We start from the raw sequence: 17,380 nt of genomic DNA, 5'->3' as shown, positions 1-17,380 counted from the left end.
ATGAACGACGCTACCGACGACAGCCGCCCCGAAGCGGCGCTGGAAGCTACGCCGAGCTCAATCGCCGATCGCGTCGCCCTCTACGCGAACGAAGCGGTCGAGCTGCTGAGTCATTCATTCTATAAGGTAATTCAACGGCGTGAGCCGCGCATAGAGGCATATCTGCGCGACGGCAGCGCAACGCCGCCGTCCGATCGTGCCCTAATACTCGCAATCCTCCAGGCACAGGGCATCTGGTTTCAGCTCCTCGGCATTGCTGAGGAGAATGCAGGAATGCGTCGTCGTCGCATGATCGAGATGGAGCGCGGTGCCGCGGAAGTGGCCGGAAGCTTCGCGCAGATGCTGCGCGACGCTCGGGAGCAAGGGTACTCTGCCCAGCGCCTGCAGCAGGTGCTCAACGAGGCCCGCGTGCGGCCCACGCTCACGGCCCACCCAACGGAGGCCAAGCGGGTCACCGTGCTCGAGATTCACCGTCGCATCTACCTGCTTCTGATGGAGCTGGAGTCGCCGCGCTGGACCCGGCGCGAGCGCGATAACCTGCATGCCGATTTGGAGGAGGAGATCGACCTGCTGTGGCTGACGGGGGAACTGCGGATGCAGAAGCCCACGGTGGCGCATGAGGTGGCGTGGGGGCTTCACTTCTTCCGCGATGCTCTGTTCTCGCGCACGCCGGAGATGTTCGACAAGCTGGAGCAAGCGATCGAGGAGGCCTATCCCGGCGCCGCTATCAGCGTGCCCGCATTCTTCGACTTCGGGTCATGGATTGGCGGCGATCGCGACGGCAATCCCTTCGTCACCGCGGACACTACGCGCGAGACCCTCTTCTCTTGTCGTCTGGAGAGTCTACGACGCTACGCGGAACAGCTTCAGGCCCTGTGCCGACGCCTGAGTATCGCTGAGTACGCTTTCGAGTTGAGCCGTGAGTTTCGGGCGCGCCTAGACCTGCATCTGCAGGAGAGTGGGGAGGGAGAGCACATCTCCACCCGCAATCCGAACGAGGTGTTCCGTCAGTTTGCCGTGTGCATGCAGCGCAAGTTGGCGGGTACGCTGGCCGCTGCCGAGGAGCACAGAACTCCCGCACCGGGTACCTACGCCTACAACTCGGCAGATGAGCTGGTCGATGACTTGCTGATCATGGAGCAAACGCTGGAGAAGGGCGGTTCCGTAGGCCTTGCGCGCAGCGCGGCGCGGGCCCTGCGCCGCGAGATCGAGGTGTTTCGATTTAAGACGGTCAGCCTAGACGTGCGGCAGAACACCACTGTGACCCGTCGGGCCTTGCAGGACATCTGGCTGCGAGTTACCGGCAGCACGGAGGATAAGCGCCCGGCGCTCGACTCACCCGAGTGGCGTGAGTGGCTGTTAGGCGAACTCGAGCGCGAACGCCCCTACGAGATTACCTTCAACGATCTACCGCCCGCTTCGCAGGAGTTTTTCCGCCTGCTACGTACCTTGCGCGACCTTGGACCGAGCCTAGATGAGCGTGCCCTTGGCGCGATCGTGCTTAGCATGACCGAGAGTGCGGAGGACGTGCTCGGTATTTACGTCACGGCGAAGCTGGCAGGGTTGGTAGCAAGCGAGGAGGAAGGTGAGTACTGCCCACTGCAGGTGGTACCGCTGTTCGAGACTATCGGCGATCTGCGCAACGCGCCGGACATCATGACCGCACTCCTGGAAGTTCCCTACGTGCGACGCACGTGCCGCCACAGCGGCGGCTACCACGAGTGCATGATCGGCTACTCGGATTCGAACAAGGACGGAGGCTACTTCACCTCTAGCTGGGAGCTACACATCGCCCAACAGCGCCTTACCGCGCTCGGCGAGCGTCACGGTATTCCGGTGGCGTTCTTCCACGGTCGCGGGGGATCGGTGGGCCGCGGCGGCGCTCCCACGGGGCGCGCCATCGCCGCCCAACCCGCGGGGTCTGTCGGCGGCCGCCTGCGCTTGACCGAGCAGGGCGAAGTCGTCTCCTTCAAATTCGCTAACCAGGGTACGGCGCTCTACAACATGGAGCTGCTGGCCGAGAGCGTGCTCGAACATACGGTGAAGTCCGAGCACGAGTCGGCGCTGAAACCTAATGAAGAACTCAACGCGGCGATGGATAGCCTCTCGGAGTTTTGCTACCAGGCCTACCGACGCTTGATCGAGCACCCGGGCCTGGTGCAGTACTACGCCGCGGCAAGTCCCGTCGAAGAGTTGAGCCTGCTGAATATGGGCTCGCGCCCAGCTCGTAGATTCGGCGCCACCTCCCTGTCTGATCTGCGCGCGATCCCCTGGGTGTTTGCGTGGACCCAAAATCGCCACATCGTGCCAGGCTGGTACGGATTCGGCAGCGGCATTGAGGCCTTTATCCGCGAGCGCGGCGGCGAGGAGGCGCGCACCACGCTACGCAGAATGTTCGCTCAATCGAGACTCTTCCGCTTGGTGATCGACGAGGTTGAGAAGACCTTGCTCCAGGTGGATTTGGAGATTTCGGAGGGCTACTCGCGACTGGTCCCGGACGAGCAGGTGCGCTCGGAGATCTTCGGCATGATCACGGCTGAGTACGAACTCACCGTGCGCCACGTGTTGGCGATTTCTAACAGCGAGGCACTGGCCTCTCGCTTCCCACGTTTTCGCCGCAAGTTCGCGCGCCGGTCGGAGGCGATCAAGCAGATAGGGTACGAGCAGATTTCACTGATCAAGGAGTTCCGCGGCGGCTCGAAGAACAAGAACGGTGAGCAGCGCCTCGATGAACTGGTGCCGCTCCTACTCTCGATCAACTGCATCGCGACTGCCTTGGGATGGACGGGATAAAGGGGGAGCCAACGTAATGTCTGACATCGAAATCGCACGCAAAGCCAAGATGCGGCCGATCATCGAGCTGGCCGGTGAGCGGCTCGGGATCGAAAGCTCGCACCTGGACCCTTACGGTCACTACAAGGCCAAGCTGTCCCTGGATCACATCAGCTCCCTGGCGGACAAGCCGGATGGCAAGCTGGTTCTGGTGACCGCGATCAGCCCGACCCCTGCAGGTGAGGGCAAGACTACGACCACCGTCGGCCTTGGTGACGCCTTGAACCGCATCGGTCGCAAAACCGTGGTCTGTCTGCGCGAGCCCTCGCTCGGGCCCTGCTTTGGCGTGAAGGGTGGGGCTGCCGGAGGCGGCTACGCCCAGGTTGTGCCGATGGAAGACATCAACCTGCACTTTACCGGCGACTTCCATGCGATCGGCGCCGCACACAACCTGCTCTCCGCAATGACTGACAACCACATCAATCACGGCAACGCACTGGAGTTAGATCCGCGCCTGATTCAGTGGAAGCGCGTGGTCGACATGAACGATCGCGCCTTGCGCCAGATCACAGTGGGGCTTGGCGGAACACCCAACGGCTTCCCGCGCGAAGACGGTTACGACATCGTGGTGGCGTCGGAAGTCATGGCCATTCTGTGCCTCGCCGATGGTTTGGCTGATCTAAAGGATCGCTTGGGTCGGATCATCGTCGGTTACAAGCGGGATCGCACGACGCCCGTGTACGCGCGTGAATTGAACGCCCACGGCGCCATGGCTGCGCTGCTGAAGGACGCGATCAAGCCCAACGTAGTGCAGACCCTGGAGAACAACCTGGCGTTCATCCACGGCGGCCCCTTCGCCAATATCGCCCATGGCTGCAACACAGTTATGGCCACCAAGACGGCCCTAAAGCTGGCCGACTATGTGGTGACTGAGGCCGGCTTCGGTGCCGACCTTGGGGCCGAGAAGTTCATCGACATCAAGTGCCGCAAGGCGGGCCTCAAGCCGGCCGCTGTTGTGCTCGTGGCCACCGTCCGCGCGCTGAAGTTTCACGGTGGTGTGGCCAAGGCGGACCTGAATACGGAGAACCTGTCCGCGTTGGAGGAAGGACTTTCCAACCTCGAGCGGCATGTGAGCAACATCACGGAACGCTACGGGCTTCCTTGCGTTGTGGGCATTAATCACTTCACCTTCGATACGGACGCGGAGATTGCCGCCGTGAAGGCGCGTTGCGAGAAGCTGGGCGTCGAGGTAGTGGTCGCGCGCCATTGGGCAGATGGCGGCGCTGGCGCCGAGGATCTCGCCACCAAGATCGCCGGAATCCTGGACGAGCGGCCGGGAACACATCGTTACGTTTATCCGGATGAGGCCTCCTTGTGGGAGAAGATCGAGGCGGTCGCCACGCGGGTTTATGGAGCGGCGAACATCAGCGCAGATCCAAAGGTGAAGTCCAAGCTCGAGGAATGGTCACGCCTGTATCCGGACTATCCCGTGTGCATGGCGAAGACCCAGATGAGCTTCTCCACCGATCCCGGCCTGCGCGGAGCGCCGTCCGGACATGCGGTTCACGTCAGGGATGTGCGGCTAGCAAACGGGGCAGGATTCATTGTGGCGATCTGTGGCAGCATCATGACCATGCCCGGCCTGCCCAAGGCTCCGGCTGCCGAGCGAATCGATATTGACGAGAACGGCAGCATCAGCGGCTTGTTCTGATTTTATGATGAGCTGATTCGATAGGTGGAAGACACCTCGCGAATCGACTTGCGCTTTTGACTACTGGAGGTTAGTGGAGTGTTTAACAAGACCGACTCCATCGAGCAGTTCGATCCGGATCTGTGGGAGGCGATGAGCCATGAGGTGCGTCGTCAAGAAGAGCATATCGAACTGATTGCATCAGAGAACTACACCAGCCCCCGGGTGATGCAGGCGCAAGGATCCGTCCTCACCAATAAGTACGCCGAGGGCTACCCGGGCAAGCGCTACTACGGTGGCTGTGAGCATGTTGATGTGGCGGAGCAGCTCGCGATCGATCGAGCCAAGGAGCTCTACGGCGCTGACTACGCCAACGTGCAGCCGCACTCGGGCTCGCAGGCCAACGCCGCCGTGTTCATGGCGTTGCTCAAGCCGCACGACAAGATCATGGGCATGAGCCTCGATCACGGGGGGCACCTCACCCACGGCGCCAAGCCCAACTTCTCCGGCAAGATCTACGATGCCACTCAATACGGGGTCGACTCTGACGGTCGCCTCGACTTCGATGTCATCGAGGAGATCGCCGTCGAGCAAAAGCCAAAGATGATCATCGGCGGCTTCTCCGCCTACTCGGGGATCATCGAGTGGGCACGCTTCAGGGAAATAGCGGACAAGGTGGGCGCTTACTTGGTAGTGGACATGGCGCACGTCTCCGGGCTGGTGGCGAGCGGCCATTACCCGAACCCCGTACCGCACGCCGATGCCGTTACTACGACCACCCACAAGACACTGCGCGGCCCTCGTGGGGGGCTCATCGTTGCACGCAAGAATGATGAGCTCACCAAGAAGTACAACAGCCTGATCTTCCCCGGCATTCAGGGCGGACCGTTGATGCACGTCATCGCCGCCAAGGCCGTTGCCTTCAAGGAGGCCCTAGAGCCGGGCTTTAAGGACTATCAGACCCAAGTCCTGAGGAATGCGCAGACGATGGCGGAGACCATGATCGGGCGCGGCTTCAAAGTGGTGTCCGGGGGCACGCAAAACCACCTGTTCCTGCTTGATCTAGTCGACAAGGGGCTCACCGGCAAGGCCGCCGATGCGGCGCTCGGCAGCGCTAACATTACCGTGAACAAGAACACGGTGCCGAACGATCCCCAGTCACCCTTCGTGACCTCGGGGGTGCGCATCGGGTCCCCGGCGATCACCACGCGGGGCTTCAAGGAAAAGGAGGCGACGCAGGTGGCCAACTGGATTGCGGATGTCCTCGAAGACATCGAGAGCGACGCCACGCTGACGCGCGTGAAGAACGAGGTGGTCGAGCTGTGCTCCCGCTTCCCCGTCTATCGTTGATATCACGGCAGGAGAACTGATCGACCATGACCATGCTCACCGGAAAGCACCACCTATTCGTCCCCGGCCCGACCAACGTGCCGCCCGAGGTAATGCGCGCCATCCACGCGGAGATGGAGGACCATCGATCGCCCCTGCTGCCGTCGTTCACCAAACCTCTGATGGAGGACCTCAAGCAGGTCTTCAAGACCACCGAAGGCACGGTCATTGTGTTTCCCGCGTCGGGTACGGGTGGTTGGGAATCGGCCCTGCAGAACACCCTGTCGCCCGGCGACAAGGTGTTGATCGCGCGCTACGGCCAGTTCAGCCATCTGTGGATCGACATGGCCCAGCGGCTTGGCCTAGACGTGATCGAAGTCGACGCTGAGTGGGGAACGGGCGTGCCGGAAGAGACCTTCGGCCAGATCCTGCGTGATGACACGGACCGCGACATCAAGGCCGTCCTCATGACGCACAACGAGACGGCCACTGGCGTCACTAGCGATGTGGCGCCAGTGCGCAAGGTGATGGACGATGCGAACCATCCAGCACTGCTATTCGTCGACGGCGTCAGCTCGATCGGCAGCATCGACTTCCGCATGGACGAGTGGGGCGTCGACGTCGCCGTAAGTGGCTCGCAGAAGGGCTTCATGTTGCCCGCAGGTCTTGCGATCATCGCCGTTAGCCAGAAGGCACTCGCGGCTCGTGAGAATGCCAAGCTCGTTCGCTGTTTCTTCGACTGGAACGACATGCTCGCTACTAACCCGGGCGGCTACTTTCCCTACACGCCGTCCATGCCTATGTTGCGTGGTCTGCGCGTAGCGCTGGATCGTTTGCTCGAGGAAGGCCTAGAGAACGTCTACACTCGCCACCACCGCCTTGCGGAAGGCGTCCGAGCGGCCGTGCGCGAGGGCTGGGGCTACGAGATTTGCGCCAAGGCAAAGCGCTGGGAATCGGACACGGTGACCACGATCCTGGTGCCTGAGAACATCGACGGCGCTAAAGTCGTGCAGCGCGCGGCCACCCACTACAACCTCGCGCTAGGCGCCGGCCTATCGCAGCTTGCGGGCAAGGCATTCCGCATCGGTCATCTCGGTGATCTCAACGAGCTTATGCTGTGCAGCGCGATTAGCGGCGCAGAGATGATCTTGCGTGAGTTCGGCGCTGACGTGGCGCCGGGCAGTGGCGTGGCGGCGGCGACCACCTACTGGCTGCAGAACGAGCGCTAGCGGATTGCTCAGGCGCGCGGGGGTCTCGGCCACGTCTATCGCGGCCGTCGCCCCTGGCCTTCGTCGCTGGAGGCCCTAGTCCGTGAGCCAGCCGTCCACCAAATGATGTTCCAGGTCACCCGCTTCACGCTCGTGGATGACCCGCCCGCGCACCGTGATCCCAGCATCGATCACCGTTTGGGTGGTGCCCGATACCAGCGGGTGCCACCACTCTAGTCCTCGTCCCTCCGCGATACGCCGATAGGCGCAGGTTCCCGGCAGCCAGCTCGCGTCCTTGGTGAGCATCCTCGCGGTCAGGGTGATGCACTGAGGCTGTTTGATCGATCGGCGAGGGTAGTCGGTGCAGCGGCAGCTGTTCGTGTCGAGAAGATCGCAGCATACGTTGGTGCCAATCCTTTCGCCTGTGCGCTCATCCTCGAGCCGGAAAACGCAGCAGCGAGCGCAGCCATCGCACAGCGACTCCCACTCCTTAGTGGTCATCTGCTTGAGCGACTTCCGTTCCCAGAAGGGTCGCTCCTCGCCCTCAGGCGGCGTGGGCGGGGAACCGTGCTTGTCCGAGCGCTTTGCCATCCGGGGAGTCTAGCTGGCTCAGCCGGCCTATTCCGTGACGGTGTGTTCGTTGGGGGAGGACGCGACAGCCATCGGTGGCCCCGGCTGCTCGCTGCAGGTGTGGAGGGTGGGCAGGCGGGATCACCCACCTGCCGCCTTTCGTGTGTTGCCGTGCGCGGTGGGCTCAGCCGCCGAAAAGGCGCTTCAACCAGCCGAAGAAGCCGCCGCCGCCCGTGCTCTGCGGCGCGCCGTCACCGCTGCTGGCGGGCGCCGAGGACGCCGCCGCTGCGGGCGGGGGGCCAACGGTCGCGCTCGATACGGCGTTGGCCGAGGCGCTGCCATCCCCCAACAGCAGGGCGGCTGCGTCGCTACCCACGGCGGCATCGAGGGCCTGTTGCACGGACCCGTCGAAGTGACGTCTAAGCACCGAGTCACTCGGGCGCGGCGGCATCGTTGCGAGTATGTCGGCGAGGGCGCTGCCTACGTGATGGCGCTTGAGCACCGAGTCTTCCGGTATCCTTGAGTTCATTCCCTTGCACTCCCCGTGCGTTGACCTGCCACTAGCCTGGATTGCTCATGAGTCTTTCGCTGCGGCCGGTGGTACACAGGAAAACATAGGGTGTGCTCTCGTCAGGCGCTCGACGTACTGCTCAGTACGCGGCGCGCCACCCCACGGTTTCCGCGTGTCACCACCTCGCGACGAAGACGCATAAACAATCCAGGCTAGGTAAGTGTATCCGCCGTCCGTGATATCGAAAAGCACCGTGCTACCCGGCGCGTTGATCGCCGCGACGATCGCGTCGTGAGTGAACGGCTGGGCTACCGGATCTGCCTGCCCGAAGGCTTGGAGGCGAGTCGCGCTTGGAGCGACAAGCGCCTTCGGGCCCTGCGAGCGCAGCTTGCTAGAGCGGGAGGGGCGCTGGACGCGCTCGAGTGTGTTGCGGCGGCGGGGTCACTCGGACGTCGCGAGGCGGCGCCGGATTCGGACGTGGACTGCGTCGTCGTAGGCAGCGACGGCGCTGGCCCGGACGCGGTAGAGCGCGCTATGGCGGAGGTGCTCAAGGCGATCGAGAGCGTGGGCTTACGGGCGCCGAAGCGCGGTGGTTTCTTTCGCCAGGTCGTGCGGCGGGCGGAGCTGCTCGACCCGCGGCGCCTGGGGAGCCTGGACGAGTCTCCGCAGGTCTACGGCAAGCGGCTCCAGTGCCTGCTGGATGCGCGAGCAGTGACTCAGTCCGACCGCTTCGGCTGCTTGCGTGGCGAGGTGCTGCGCTGGTTCACCATCGGGCAGGGGGCGTCGGCGCCTTTCGCACTGCTGGCCTCTGAGCTTGTGCGCTACCGGCGCAGCTACGTGGCCTATCAAACCTACGACTTCGCGCACGGCGAAGACGACAGTTGGCGCCTGCGCATGGTGAAGCTGCGCTCCTCGCGCCTGGTGACCGTCGCGGGCCTGTTGGCGCTCGTCGGCGAGAGCACCACTCGGGCGGATCCAATCGCCTTTGTAGAAGAACACCTGGAGCTGACGGCCCTAGAGCGCCTCCTGCTTGTGATGGGCCAATGGAAGCCGGCAACCGCTGAACGGGTTGCCCGGCACTACGCGATCGCCCACCAGGCGGTCGCGGACGGCTCCACCCGTCGCGGCCTGATCGCCGAGGGGGGCACTGTGCGACTCGACACGCTCGCAGGGAGTGGCGATGCGGCCCAGCAAGCCTCCCCGTGTTCGGTGCCAGCCGCGCTCGATGCCGCCCTTATCGAGCTGGCGCGCGAGGTGAACGACTTCTTCCTGACGCAGCGTAGGCACTGGTCAGGTTGGTTCTTCCAGGCGTTGCTACTCTAGGCGCAGATGGACCGGGGACCGATCCGGGCCATCAGGCCCCACCCTGCGCGCCCAGCTCTCGTACCCGCGCCTCGAGCGTGACCAGCATCGCGCGCAGGTAGGGGCGCAGCTGATCCGCCAGCGCGGGCGCGTAGTTCCACGGCGGCGTCTCGTGGAGATAGGCGCGCTGGGCCGTCTCCATCTGGATCGCGTGAACCCCCGTTTCCGGTTGACCGTAGTGGCGCGTGGTCCATCCTCCCTTGAAGCGACCGTTCAGGACCCAGTTGTATCCGCCCTGTTCGGCGGCTCGACAGCCCTCCGCGGTAAGGGTCTCCAGATCCGCATGGCAGGTGGCACCCTGGTTAGTGCCGATGTTGAGCACCGGCAACTGGCCCTCAAAGAGATAGGGGATCACTGAACGGATCGAGTGACAGTCGTAGAGGAGGACCGCCCCGTGCTTGGCCTTGAGTCGTTCGATTTGCTGGTGAAGGGCTTCGTGGTACGGGCGGTGGTAGGTTCGGACGCGCTCGGCCACCTCGTCTTCGTCGGGCGCCTGCCCCTCCAGGTATAGGGATTCACCATCGAAGTCCGTCACTGGGCAGGTGCCGGTGGTGTTTTGCCCGGGATAAAGGGAACCGCCGTCCGGGGGGCGGTTGAGGTCGACTACGTAGCGGGAGTAGCGCGCGGAGACCGTTGTCGCGCCGGGCAGCAATCCCGCGTAAAGGCGGTGTATGTGCCAGTCCGTGTCATCTAGCGCGCGGCCGCGCTCCGAGAGCCGGGACAGGATCCCCTCGGGCACCTGAGTCCCCACGTGGGGAGCACTCAAGATGATTGGCGAGTCGCCCTCTTGCAGGTCGATTACGGGATCCACGGATAGGCGCTCCTCGAGTCGAGATGAACCAGCAATTATAGGCCGATCCCGCAGCAATCGTGATGACGCACGCTGTCGGACTCAGGTCACGAATGCGCTACACTTGTGCGCCCCGCGAGGCGCCCTTCGCCCCGCGGCTTGGTGGGGAACGGCGGAGAGTGAGCGTCCTGTCAGCAACAGCATCCCAGCGCGTTATCGAGTTGCCCTACGCCCCGGACTCGGCACGTCAGTTTCAGCACCTGTCGGCGCAACCTTGGTTCGTGTTCCTCGACAGTTGCGTGCCGCGTGCGCCCCTCGGTCGTTTCGACGTGCTCGCCGCGCGCCCGCGCGCCACGCTCTGCACGCGTGGCGGCGTCACCGCCGTGCGCGAGGGGGGTGATCTACAGCTAAGCGACGCCGACCCCCTGGAGCTCCTGCGAGAGCGCATGGGGCCGCGCCAGCCTGAGGTGCCTGATCTGCCGTTCTGCGGCGGTGCGTTGGGCTACTTCGGCTACGATTTGGGTCGTCGTTTTGAACGCCTGCCAACGGTCGCGGAACGCGACGTCGACCTTCCCGATATGGCCGTCGGCGTCTACGACTGGGCGGTGGTGGTCGACCACCGCGAAAGACGCACTCGTCTGGTCGCCCCGCAGGCTCGGGATGAGGCCTGGTGGGCGCGCGTGCACGGGTTGGTGACGGGCGGCGTCTCGTGGGGTGGCTCGGAACGGGTGGCCGCGGCCGGCTATCAACTCATCGGCGAGTGCGTCGCCAATCTCACGCCGCAGACGTACGCTGAGGCTTTTGCACGCATTAAGGGCCACATCCGGGCCGGAGATTGCTACCAGGTGAACTTCGCCCAACGCTTCTCAGCCCCGGTCGCCGGTGACGCCTGGTCCGCCTATCGCCAGCTGCGGGAAGTCACGCCCGCTCCCTTCTCGAGCTTCATGCGCCTGCCAGACGGCGCGGTGCTCTCATCTTCACCCGAACGATTCCTTAAGGTACGTCGCGGGGTGGTCGAGACGCGCCCGATCAAGGGTACGCGACCACGCCAACTCGGGGCAGAGGCGGACCGTGCGATGGCCGAGGAGCTCTATCGAAGCGAGAAGGATCGGGCCGAGAACGTGATGATCGTCGATCTTCTGCGCAACGACCTGGGGAAGGTCTGCCGCCCCGGTAGCGTGCGCGTGCCGGAGCTGTGGAAGCTTGAGAGCTTCGAGCGCGTCCACCACCTGGTGAGCACCGTCACCGGCGAATTGGAAGAGGGCGCAGATGCGATCGAGTTACTTCGCCACTGCTTCCCTGGAGGCTCGATCACGGGCGCACCGAAGATCCGCGCCATGGAGATTATCGAGACCCTCGAGCCGCACCGGCGCAGTGTGTACTGCGGTGCTATCGGGTACCTAGGGGTAGACGGCAGCATGGACACCAACATCGCCATTCGAACGATGGCCTGGCACGGCGGCATGCTGCACGGCTGGGCGGGTGGCGGCATCGTGGCAGATTCAGCGCTGGATGCTGAGTACCAGGAGAGTTTCGACAAGGCCTCGGGCATGCTCGCGCTCATGCGTCGCGAGCAGGCTGCAGATCTTATCTCTTAGGCATATCGAAGGCTCGCGCGCTGAAGGGACCCGGTATCCCCTGAACATCGCAGCGCCGGCCAACAGAACGCGCTAGCTTACAGTTTACTTATCTTGGAGTGCATCTAATGGCTGAACTTAAGATCAACGGAATTCCTATCCAGGACGACTACTCGGAGACCTTTGCGGCGCGCGACGCGCGGATCTTGGTCACCAGCATCAACCGGAAGTGGGCCTACGAAGCAGCCATGGAGACCAAGGGTTTGGGGCGCTCCGCAACGGCTCCCCCCTGTGAGGCGACGCTCGAGCGGGAAGTCAGCCCGAAGGACACTCCCGATGGTCGTCCGGGGTTCATTATTCAAGTCATGGATCGCAAGCTGGAACACTTGACTAAGTGCCTAGCGCTACGTATCCGCAAGGGGGCTGTGCCCAACCCGCAGACCAGTGTGTTCGATGCGATGCCTAAGGAGTACGCCGAAGACACGCTGGATCTTGAAGGCACGGTGATCCAGAAGTTCGGCGACGGCTACGAGCAGGAGATCGAGCACCACGGTCGTACCGTGTACCGCGTGCCCCGTATGGACGGCTTCTTACACGTGGAGCGCACCTTCGGCATTACCGAAGCTGTCACCGGTGGCATGTTTCTGATTCTGGCAGACAACATCGAGAACTGCTTGGCATCGGCTGAGAAGTCTATGGAGGCGGTGGCTGCGATCGATGAAGTCGTCGTAAAGTGCGCCGCCAGCGGATCCAAGGTCGGGGCAAAGAACTACAAGGATATGGTGGCAACGACCAACCATCATTACTGTCCGTTGATAGATGTGGAAGACAGCTACGTACCAGACGGCGTGAAGTGCATCTACGAGATCATCGTCAGCGCCCCGCGCGAGGCCCAGGTGCGCGAGGGCATGCGTGCCGGAATTGAAGCGGCGACCGCGGTGGCAGGCGTGAAGGAAATCCACACGGCCAACTACGGCGGCAAGCTCGGTAAGGGCAAAATTCAACTGCACAGCCTGTTCGACTGAGGGACGCTCGGGTGGCTAATCGACCACCAAGCCCGTGGGGAGGTGTAAGCGGTCCCACGACGCTGCCCACGCAGAAGCCGCTCGCGGGCGTCGAGGTGCTGGCGCCAGCTCGCTTGCACATGGGCTTCATCGATCCCGCGGGCACTGCGGGCGGGCGTCGCTTCGGCAGCGTGGGCATGGCGTTGGACCACCCGCATACGCGGCTTCGGGTGCGGACAGGCAACGGACTGGACGTGAGCGGCGTCGAGTCATCTCGGGCAACTCGCTACGTCAGTACCCTGCTCGACCACCTGAGCCTGGCCCATCGGATACGCGTGGAAGTGTTGCAAGCGATGCCTGCTCACGCGGGCCTTGGATCGGGCACCCAGCTGGCCTTGGCGCTCGGCGCCGCCCTCTCGGCGCAGTCGGGTCGTCCGCTTTCTGCTGCGCGCACGGCGAGTCTGCTGGATCGGGGAGGTCGTTCGGGCATCGGGGTCGGCGCGTTCGAGCAGGGTGGCTTTCTGGTCGATGGCGGCAAAGCCTCTGCGCAAGCTGCGCTGGAGCCACCGCCGATCATCGCTCGGGCCGAGGTACCCTCCGCGTGGCGAGTGGTGCTCGTGTTCGACCAGGCTTTCCGCGGATTGTCCGGGGAGAGAGAGCGCGCGGCGTTCCGCGAGCTGGCCAAACGCTCCCCCCCGGGTGTGCATGAGCACGCGACACTCGTGTTGATGGGCATGCTCCCGGCGCTGATCGAAGCAGACCTACGCGTCTTTGGCGCTGCGATCACCGAGCTACAGGAACGCGTAGGTGATCACTTTGCACCCGCCCAGGGCGGACGCTTCGCGAGCCCGGCGGTCACTGAGGTCCTAGCCTGGATGCGCTCGCACGGCACCCACGGCGTGGGGCAGAGCTCATGGGGGCCGACAGGATTCGGCTTCTGCGCAGACGAAGCCCACGCCCGTCACCTGGTCGCTCAGCTCGAAGCCCAGCGGCGAGCCGGGAGCGGGCTGCAGTTCGCCGTGGCCACTCCTCGCAACACTCCCGCACGACTGCAGCCGATCGCCCCCGGCGACGGCGCCGCCAGCGATACGCTGGCCGCTAGCGTCGACCACTGAATTCTCAATAATCAGGTCTCAAGGACAGCGACAAATGGCAATACCGCGGATTCTTCATATGCTCGTTCCGGGCGACAATGTGAGTCCCTTCGACGTCAACATGGCCGTCGATGCGGGCTTCGAGGTGATCGTGCCTTACACGGGGATCGGTACGGATCGAGTGGTGGCGATGGTGCAGGATGCGATCTTCTCGCGCCCGCCCAAGCGCTTTCGAGAAACGGGCATATTCATCGGCGGTTGGGACGTGAACGAGGCCGCCGAGATGCTGAGTCAGACGCGAGGGGCGATGGTGCCGCCCTTCGAAGTTTCCGTCTTTGCCGACCCGAACGGGGCGTACAGCACGGCGGCAGCGATGATCGCGATGGCCGAAGCAGAACTGATTACGCGCGACGGTCGCGGTTTCGAAGATCGCAAAACCGTGATCTTCGGCGGTGGCCCGGTGGGCATGTGTGCTGCCGTGCTCGTGGCCCAAGAGAATGGCAAGCCGATGTTGGCCCGACTCACGCCGGCCAAACCCGAGCGCGAGGCGGCGGCCACTGGATTCTTCGAGCGCTACGGCGTCAACATCCCGTGGGTTTCTGCCCAATCCGACGATGGAAAACGCAGCGCGTTGGAGTCCGCTGAGGTGGTCATCGCGGCCGCGAAGGCGGGGATACGGATCATCACCGACGACATGCTGCAGGACGCCAAGCAAATGAAGGTGGCCGTGGACGTGAACGCTGTCCCGCCGAGCGGTATTGAGGGAATAGGCCCGCGCGATGCGGATGTTGCTCTCGCCGGCGGGGCGGTGGGCATCGGTGCCCTCGCAGTGGGGGATATCAAGTACAAGGTGCAGTCGGATCTTCTGAAGTACATGCAGCAGGCAGAACAAGCCGTCGTCTTGGACTTCCCCGACGCCTTCCGTCGGGCGCGGGAGCTGCTGTGAACGAAGCTGCAGGCAAGGTGCAGATCAACGCCTTGGCGGCCCCGCTGGTCGACCGCCTGATCGAGCAGGCGGCGGCGCTGCGAGTGGGCGTCTCGACGCTAGCGCAGGCCACCGTGGTGGATGCTGGCATCGATCAGCCGGGTAGCCTCGAGGCCGGGCGCTTGATCGGCGAAATCTGCATGGGAGGTCTCGGGCATGTCTCCTTGCAGAGCATCTCAAGCTTCACCCAGTGGCCTTGGCAGGTGCAGGTGCGTACCAGCCAGCCGGTGATCAGCTGCCTGGGTAGCCAGTACGCCGGCTGGTCGCTCGCGCACAAGGAGGGCGATGGGCCGCGTTTCCATGCCCTCGGGTCAGGGCCCGCGCGAGCATTGGCGCGCAAGGAGGCACTCTTTGAAGAGCTGGCCTATACGGACACGGGCGATCAGGCCGTGCTGGTGCTGGAAACGGACAAGGCGCCGCCCAACGCGCTGGTGCAAAAGGTGGCGGCAGACTGCGGCGTGGCTCCCGAGGGACTCACCCTCGTGCTGACTCCCACGGGAAGTCTGGCTGGCGTAGTGCAGATCGCAGCACGGGTGGTGGAGGTCGCCTTGCACAAGGCGCACGAGCTGGGATTCCCCCTCGAGAACGTGATCGAGGGTCTAGGCACAACCCCACTGCCGCCCCCAATCCGCAACGGCCTCGCGGCGATGGGACGCACCAACGATACGATCTTGTTCGGCGGCCAGGTGCATCTGCTCGTGACCGGACCGGACGATGCGGCGGAAGAGCTTGCCAAGACTCTACCGAGCGGTACCTCGCGCGACTACGGCAAGCCCTTCGCCGAGGTGTTCAAGGAGTACGATTACGACTTCTTCAAAGTGGATGGCATGTTGTTCAGCCCAGCGCGGGTGGCCGTCACCGCGGTGGTCAGTGGGCGCACATTTCACGGCGGTGCGCTCGATGAGACGCTCCTAAATCGTTCCTTCGGAAGCTGACGTACGTAAAATGGCAATGACCGCCGGTGCACAGCTGCTTGATGACAGCGCCGCCAGGGCCGCTGCGGCGGCGGACCCCTTGCAGCGAGCATACTTGCTGGCCTGTCTGGATGAGCTGCGCGCGCCCAAGCCGGGGAACGTGAGCATCTACTCACCGGGTCACGGCATGACCGCCCTCGACTTTGCGCGCAGTGCCGAGGCCAGTGCGCCCGCCCTCTGCGACCCGACGCGGCGCCTTGGGGCTCGCGTTCTGGGGGCCATCCAGGGGTCGTGGGCTGTGGCTGGTTGTAATACCAATCTCGGCATTGTGCTGCTGGCGGCCCCCCTGCTGATGGCAGCGCAGCATAGCGGCGGCGGCGCCCTGCGAGACGGTGCGAAAGCGGTCTTGCGTGGACTCGATGTCGACGACACCCAAGGGGTCTTCGAGGCGATACGCACAGCAGCGCCAGCAGGTTTGGGTGAAGCCCGCCAGCACGACGTGCGCGGCAAGGCCACGGGGCCCTTGCGGGATGTCATGGCCAGTGCGGCGGGCGAGGACCGCATCGCCCGCCAGTACAGCCACGACTACGTCGATGTTTTCGAGCTCGGTGTGCCGGCACTGCAGGCATCAACGGAGCAATACACCTCCCGAAAATGGCAGGTGGTTGCGCTATACTTGGGATTGCTGGCGTGGGTACCCGACACGCATATTCGGCGCAAGTTCGGCGCAGATGAAGCGGCATCCGTTCAGAAGGAAGCGCGTTCAGTCCGAGACTCATTGCGACGACAGGGGGAGGGACCCGCGGCGCTGGCGATGTTGCGCGAGTTCGACGCGCGGCTCAAAGCGAGGGGAGTCAATCCAGGAACCACGGCCGACCTGACGGTCGCCACCCTGCTGGTCTCCAGGCTAGCGGGCGTGGTGCCCTCGTCAGGGCGTCCATCGACTTGACACTCAAGGGGCGGCCGCCGAGCGGCTGAGCACCGAGGGTCTCGACGGGGCAGGGCATGAGAGGGCCCAGCCCGATTATTTAGCTCAAGGAGTAATCTAATGGCGAAAGTGACGGGAGTAATGGTGGGTGAGGCCCTCGTGGGCGACACCAACGAAGTGGCACACATCGACCTGATCGTGGGCCCTCGCGGCTCCGCTGCCGAGACCGCATTCTGCAACTCGCTGACCAACAACAAGGACGGCTTCACCAGCCTGTTGGCCGTGGTCGCACCGAACGTGCCGGCTAAGCCCAACACCCTGATGTTCAACAAGGTCACCATCAAGCGTTCCAGCCAGGCGGTGCAGATGTTCGGCCCCGCCCAGCGTGGCGTTGCCAAGGCTGTGGTCGAGTGCGTGGAAGACGGCACGATTCCCGCTGATGAGGCGGATGACCTCTACGTGTGCGTGGGTGTGTTCATTCACTGGGAAGCCACCGACGATGCGAAGATCGAGCAGTGGAACTACGAAGCCACCAAGATCTCGCTGAAGCGTGCTATCGCAGGTGAGCCTTCGGCGAAGGAAGTGGTTGCTCAGAAGAACGCTGAGCACCCGTTCGCCGCTAACGTATCCTAAGGGATTCGCTAGT

15 protein-coding genes are annotated in these 17,380 nt (G+C 63.8%); 12 read left to right on the top strand and 3 right to left on the bottom strand.

Features of this window, described 5'->3' with window-relative positions; all coding sequences use genetic code 11:
- The 4 genes from AAGA68_06630 to AAGA68_06615 all read left to right on the top strand — a co-directional run bounded on the left by AAGA68_06630 (position 1) and on the right by AAGA68_06615 (position 7,020).
- Positions 1-2,793 (top strand): phosphoenolpyruvate carboxylase, encoded by a 2,793-nt coding sequence (locus AAGA68_06630; GenBank protein ID MEM9384717.1) that lies wholly within the window; start codon positions 1-3, stop codon positions 2,791-2,793.
- Between the two features lie 16 nt (positions 2,794-2,809).
- Positions 2,810-4,483 (top strand): formate--tetrahydrofolate ligase, encoded by a 1,674-nt coding sequence (locus AAGA68_06625; protein MEM9384716.1) that lies wholly within the window; start codon positions 2,810-2,812, stop codon positions 4,481-4,483.
- 78 nt (positions 4,484-4,561) lie between these two features.
- Positions 4,562-5,812, top strand: coding sequence for a serine hydroxymethyltransferase (gene glyA / locus AAGA68_06620; protein ID MEM9384715.1), 1,251 nt, complete (start codon positions 4,562-4,564; stop codon positions 5,810-5,812).
- A 26-nt stretch (positions 5,813-5,838) separates the two neighbouring features.
- Positions 5,839-7,020, top strand: a complete 1,182-nt coding sequence (locus AAGA68_06615) for an aminotransferase class V-fold PLP-dependent enzyme (GenBank protein ID MEM9384714.1) — start codon at positions 5,839-5,841, stop codon at positions 7,018-7,020.
- 75 nt (positions 7,021-7,095) lie between these two features.
- Here AAGA68_06615 and AAGA68_06610 read toward each other — a convergent pair whose 3' ends face one another.
- Both AAGA68_06610 and AAGA68_06605 read right to left on the bottom strand, forming a co-directional pair.
- On the bottom strand, positions 7,096-7,590 hold the full coding sequence (locus tag AAGA68_06610; GenBank protein MEM9384713.1) for a YcgN family cysteine cluster protein: 495 nt from the start codon (positions 7,588-7,590) through the stop codon (positions 7,096-7,098).
- A gap of 163 nt (positions 7,591-7,753) precedes the next feature.
- Positions 7,754-8,098: a hypothetical protein gene (locus AAGA68_06605; GenBank protein MEM9384712.1), complete on the bottom strand. Its 345-nt coding sequence runs from the start codon at positions 8,096-8,098 to the stop codon at positions 7,754-7,756.
- A 273-nt stretch (positions 8,099-8,371) separates the two neighbouring features.
- On the opposite strand from AAGA68_06605, the gene AAGA68_06600 reads away from it, so the two are divergent.
- On the top strand, positions 8,372-9,403 hold the full coding sequence (locus AAGA68_06600) for a hypothetical protein (protein MEM9384711.1): 1,032 nt from the start codon (positions 8,372-8,374) through the stop codon (positions 9,401-9,403).
- Between the two features lie 31 nt (positions 9,404-9,434).
- Here AAGA68_06600 and hutG read toward each other — a convergent pair whose 3' ends face one another.
- Positions 9,435-10,253, bottom strand: coding sequence for an N-formylglutamate deformylase (hutG, locus tag AAGA68_06595; GenBank protein MEM9384710.1), 819 nt, complete (start codon positions 10,251-10,253; stop codon positions 9,435-9,437).
- A 158-nt stretch (positions 10,254-10,411) separates the two neighbouring features.
- Here hutG and pabB point away from each other — a divergent pair, with 158 nt between their 5' ends.
- The 7 genes from pabB to fae all read left to right on the top strand — a co-directional run bounded on the left by pabB (position 10,412) and on the right by fae (position 17,367).
- Complete coding sequence (gene pabB, locus AAGA68_06590) at positions 10,412-11,830, top strand: aminodeoxychorismate synthase component I (GenBank protein ID MEM9384709.1); 1,419 nt, start codon at positions 10,412-10,414, stop codon at positions 11,828-11,830.
- Positions 11,831-11,937: 107 nt separating this feature from the next.
- Positions 11,938-12,834, top strand: a complete 897-nt coding sequence (locus AAGA68_06585) for a formylmethanofuran--tetrahydromethanopterin N-formyltransferase (GenBank protein ID MEM9384708.1) — start codon at positions 11,938-11,940, stop codon at positions 12,832-12,834.
- Positions 12,835-12,845: 11 nt separating this feature from the next.
- A complete protein-coding gene (locus AAGA68_06580; protein MEM9384707.1) occupies positions 12,846-13,928 on the top strand; it encodes a beta-ribofuranosylaminobenzene 5'-phosphate synthase family protein in 1,083 nt (360 codons plus the stop codon).
- 34 nt (positions 13,929-13,962) lie between these two features.
- On the top strand, positions 13,963-14,853 hold the full coding sequence (locus AAGA68_06575; protein MEM9384706.1) for an NAD(P)-dependent methylenetetrahydromethanopterin dehydrogenase: 891 nt from the start codon (positions 13,963-13,965) through the stop codon (positions 14,851-14,853).
- On the top strand, positions 14,850-15,827 hold the full coding sequence (mch, locus tag AAGA68_06570) for a methenyltetrahydromethanopterin cyclohydrolase (GenBank protein ID MEM9384705.1): 978 nt from the start codon (positions 14,850-14,852) through the stop codon (positions 15,825-15,827). The genes AAGA68_06575 and mch overlap by 4 nt, the downstream gene beginning before the upstream one ends.
- 10 nt (positions 15,828-15,837) lie before the next feature.
- Positions 15,838-16,755, top strand: coding sequence for a triphosphoribosyl-dephospho-CoA synthase (locus tag AAGA68_06565; GenBank protein ID MEM9384704.1), 918 nt, complete (start codon positions 15,838-15,840; stop codon positions 16,753-16,755).
- Between the two features lie 99 nt (positions 16,756-16,854).
- Complete coding sequence (fae, locus tag AAGA68_06560; protein MEM9384703.1) at positions 16,855-17,367, top strand: formaldehyde-activating enzyme; 513 nt, start codon at positions 16,855-16,857, stop codon at positions 17,365-17,367.
- Positions 17,368-17,380: the final 13 nt, after the last annotated feature.

This window comes from Pseudomonadota bacterium (assembly GCA_039193195.1).
Classification (GTDB): Bacteria; Pseudomonadota; Gammaproteobacteria; order Steroidobacterales; family JBCBZW01; genus JBCBZW01.
Note: the sequence above shows the minus strand (reverse complement) of the source record. Positions and strands in the feature narration are given on the sequence as shown.

What these genes read in the sequence shown, in the direction of transcription:
- AAGA68_06585 (MEM9384708.1), top strand. Translation starts at nt 11,938, where the DNA reads ATGGCTGAACTTAAGATCAACGGAATTCCTATCCAGGACGACTACTCG.
- AAGA68_06605 (MEM9384712.1), bottom strand. Translation starts at nt 8,098, where the DNA reads ATGAACTCAAGGATACCGGAAGACTCGGTGCTCAAGCGCCATCACGTA.
- AAGA68_06575 (MEM9384706.1), top strand. Translation starts at nt 13,963, where the DNA reads ATGGCAATACCGCGGATTCTTCATATGCTCGTTCCGGGCGACAATGTG.
- AAGA68_06610 (MEM9384713.1), bottom strand. Translation starts at nt 7,590, where the DNA reads ATGGCAAAGCGCTCGGACAAGCACGGTTCCCCGCCCACGCCGCCTGAG.
- fae (MEM9384703.1), top strand. Translation starts at nt 16,855, where the DNA reads ATGGCGAAAGTGACGGGAGTAATGGTGGGTGAGGCCCTCGTGGGCGAC.
- AAGA68_06615 (MEM9384714.1), top strand. Translation starts at nt 5,839, where the DNA reads ATGACCATGCTCACCGGAAAGCACCACCTATTCGTCCCCGGCCCGACC.
- AAGA68_06630 (MEM9384717.1), top strand. Translation starts at nt 1, where the DNA reads ATGAACGACGCTACCGACGACAGCCGCCCCGAAGCGGCGCTGGAAGCT.
- AAGA68_06565 (MEM9384704.1), top strand. Translation starts at nt 15,838, where the DNA reads ATGGCAATGACCGCCGGTGCACAGCTGCTTGATGACAGCGCCGCCAGG.
- AAGA68_06625 (MEM9384716.1), top strand. Translation starts at nt 2,810, where the DNA reads ATGTCTGACATCGAAATCGCACGCAAAGCCAAGATGCGGCCGATCATC.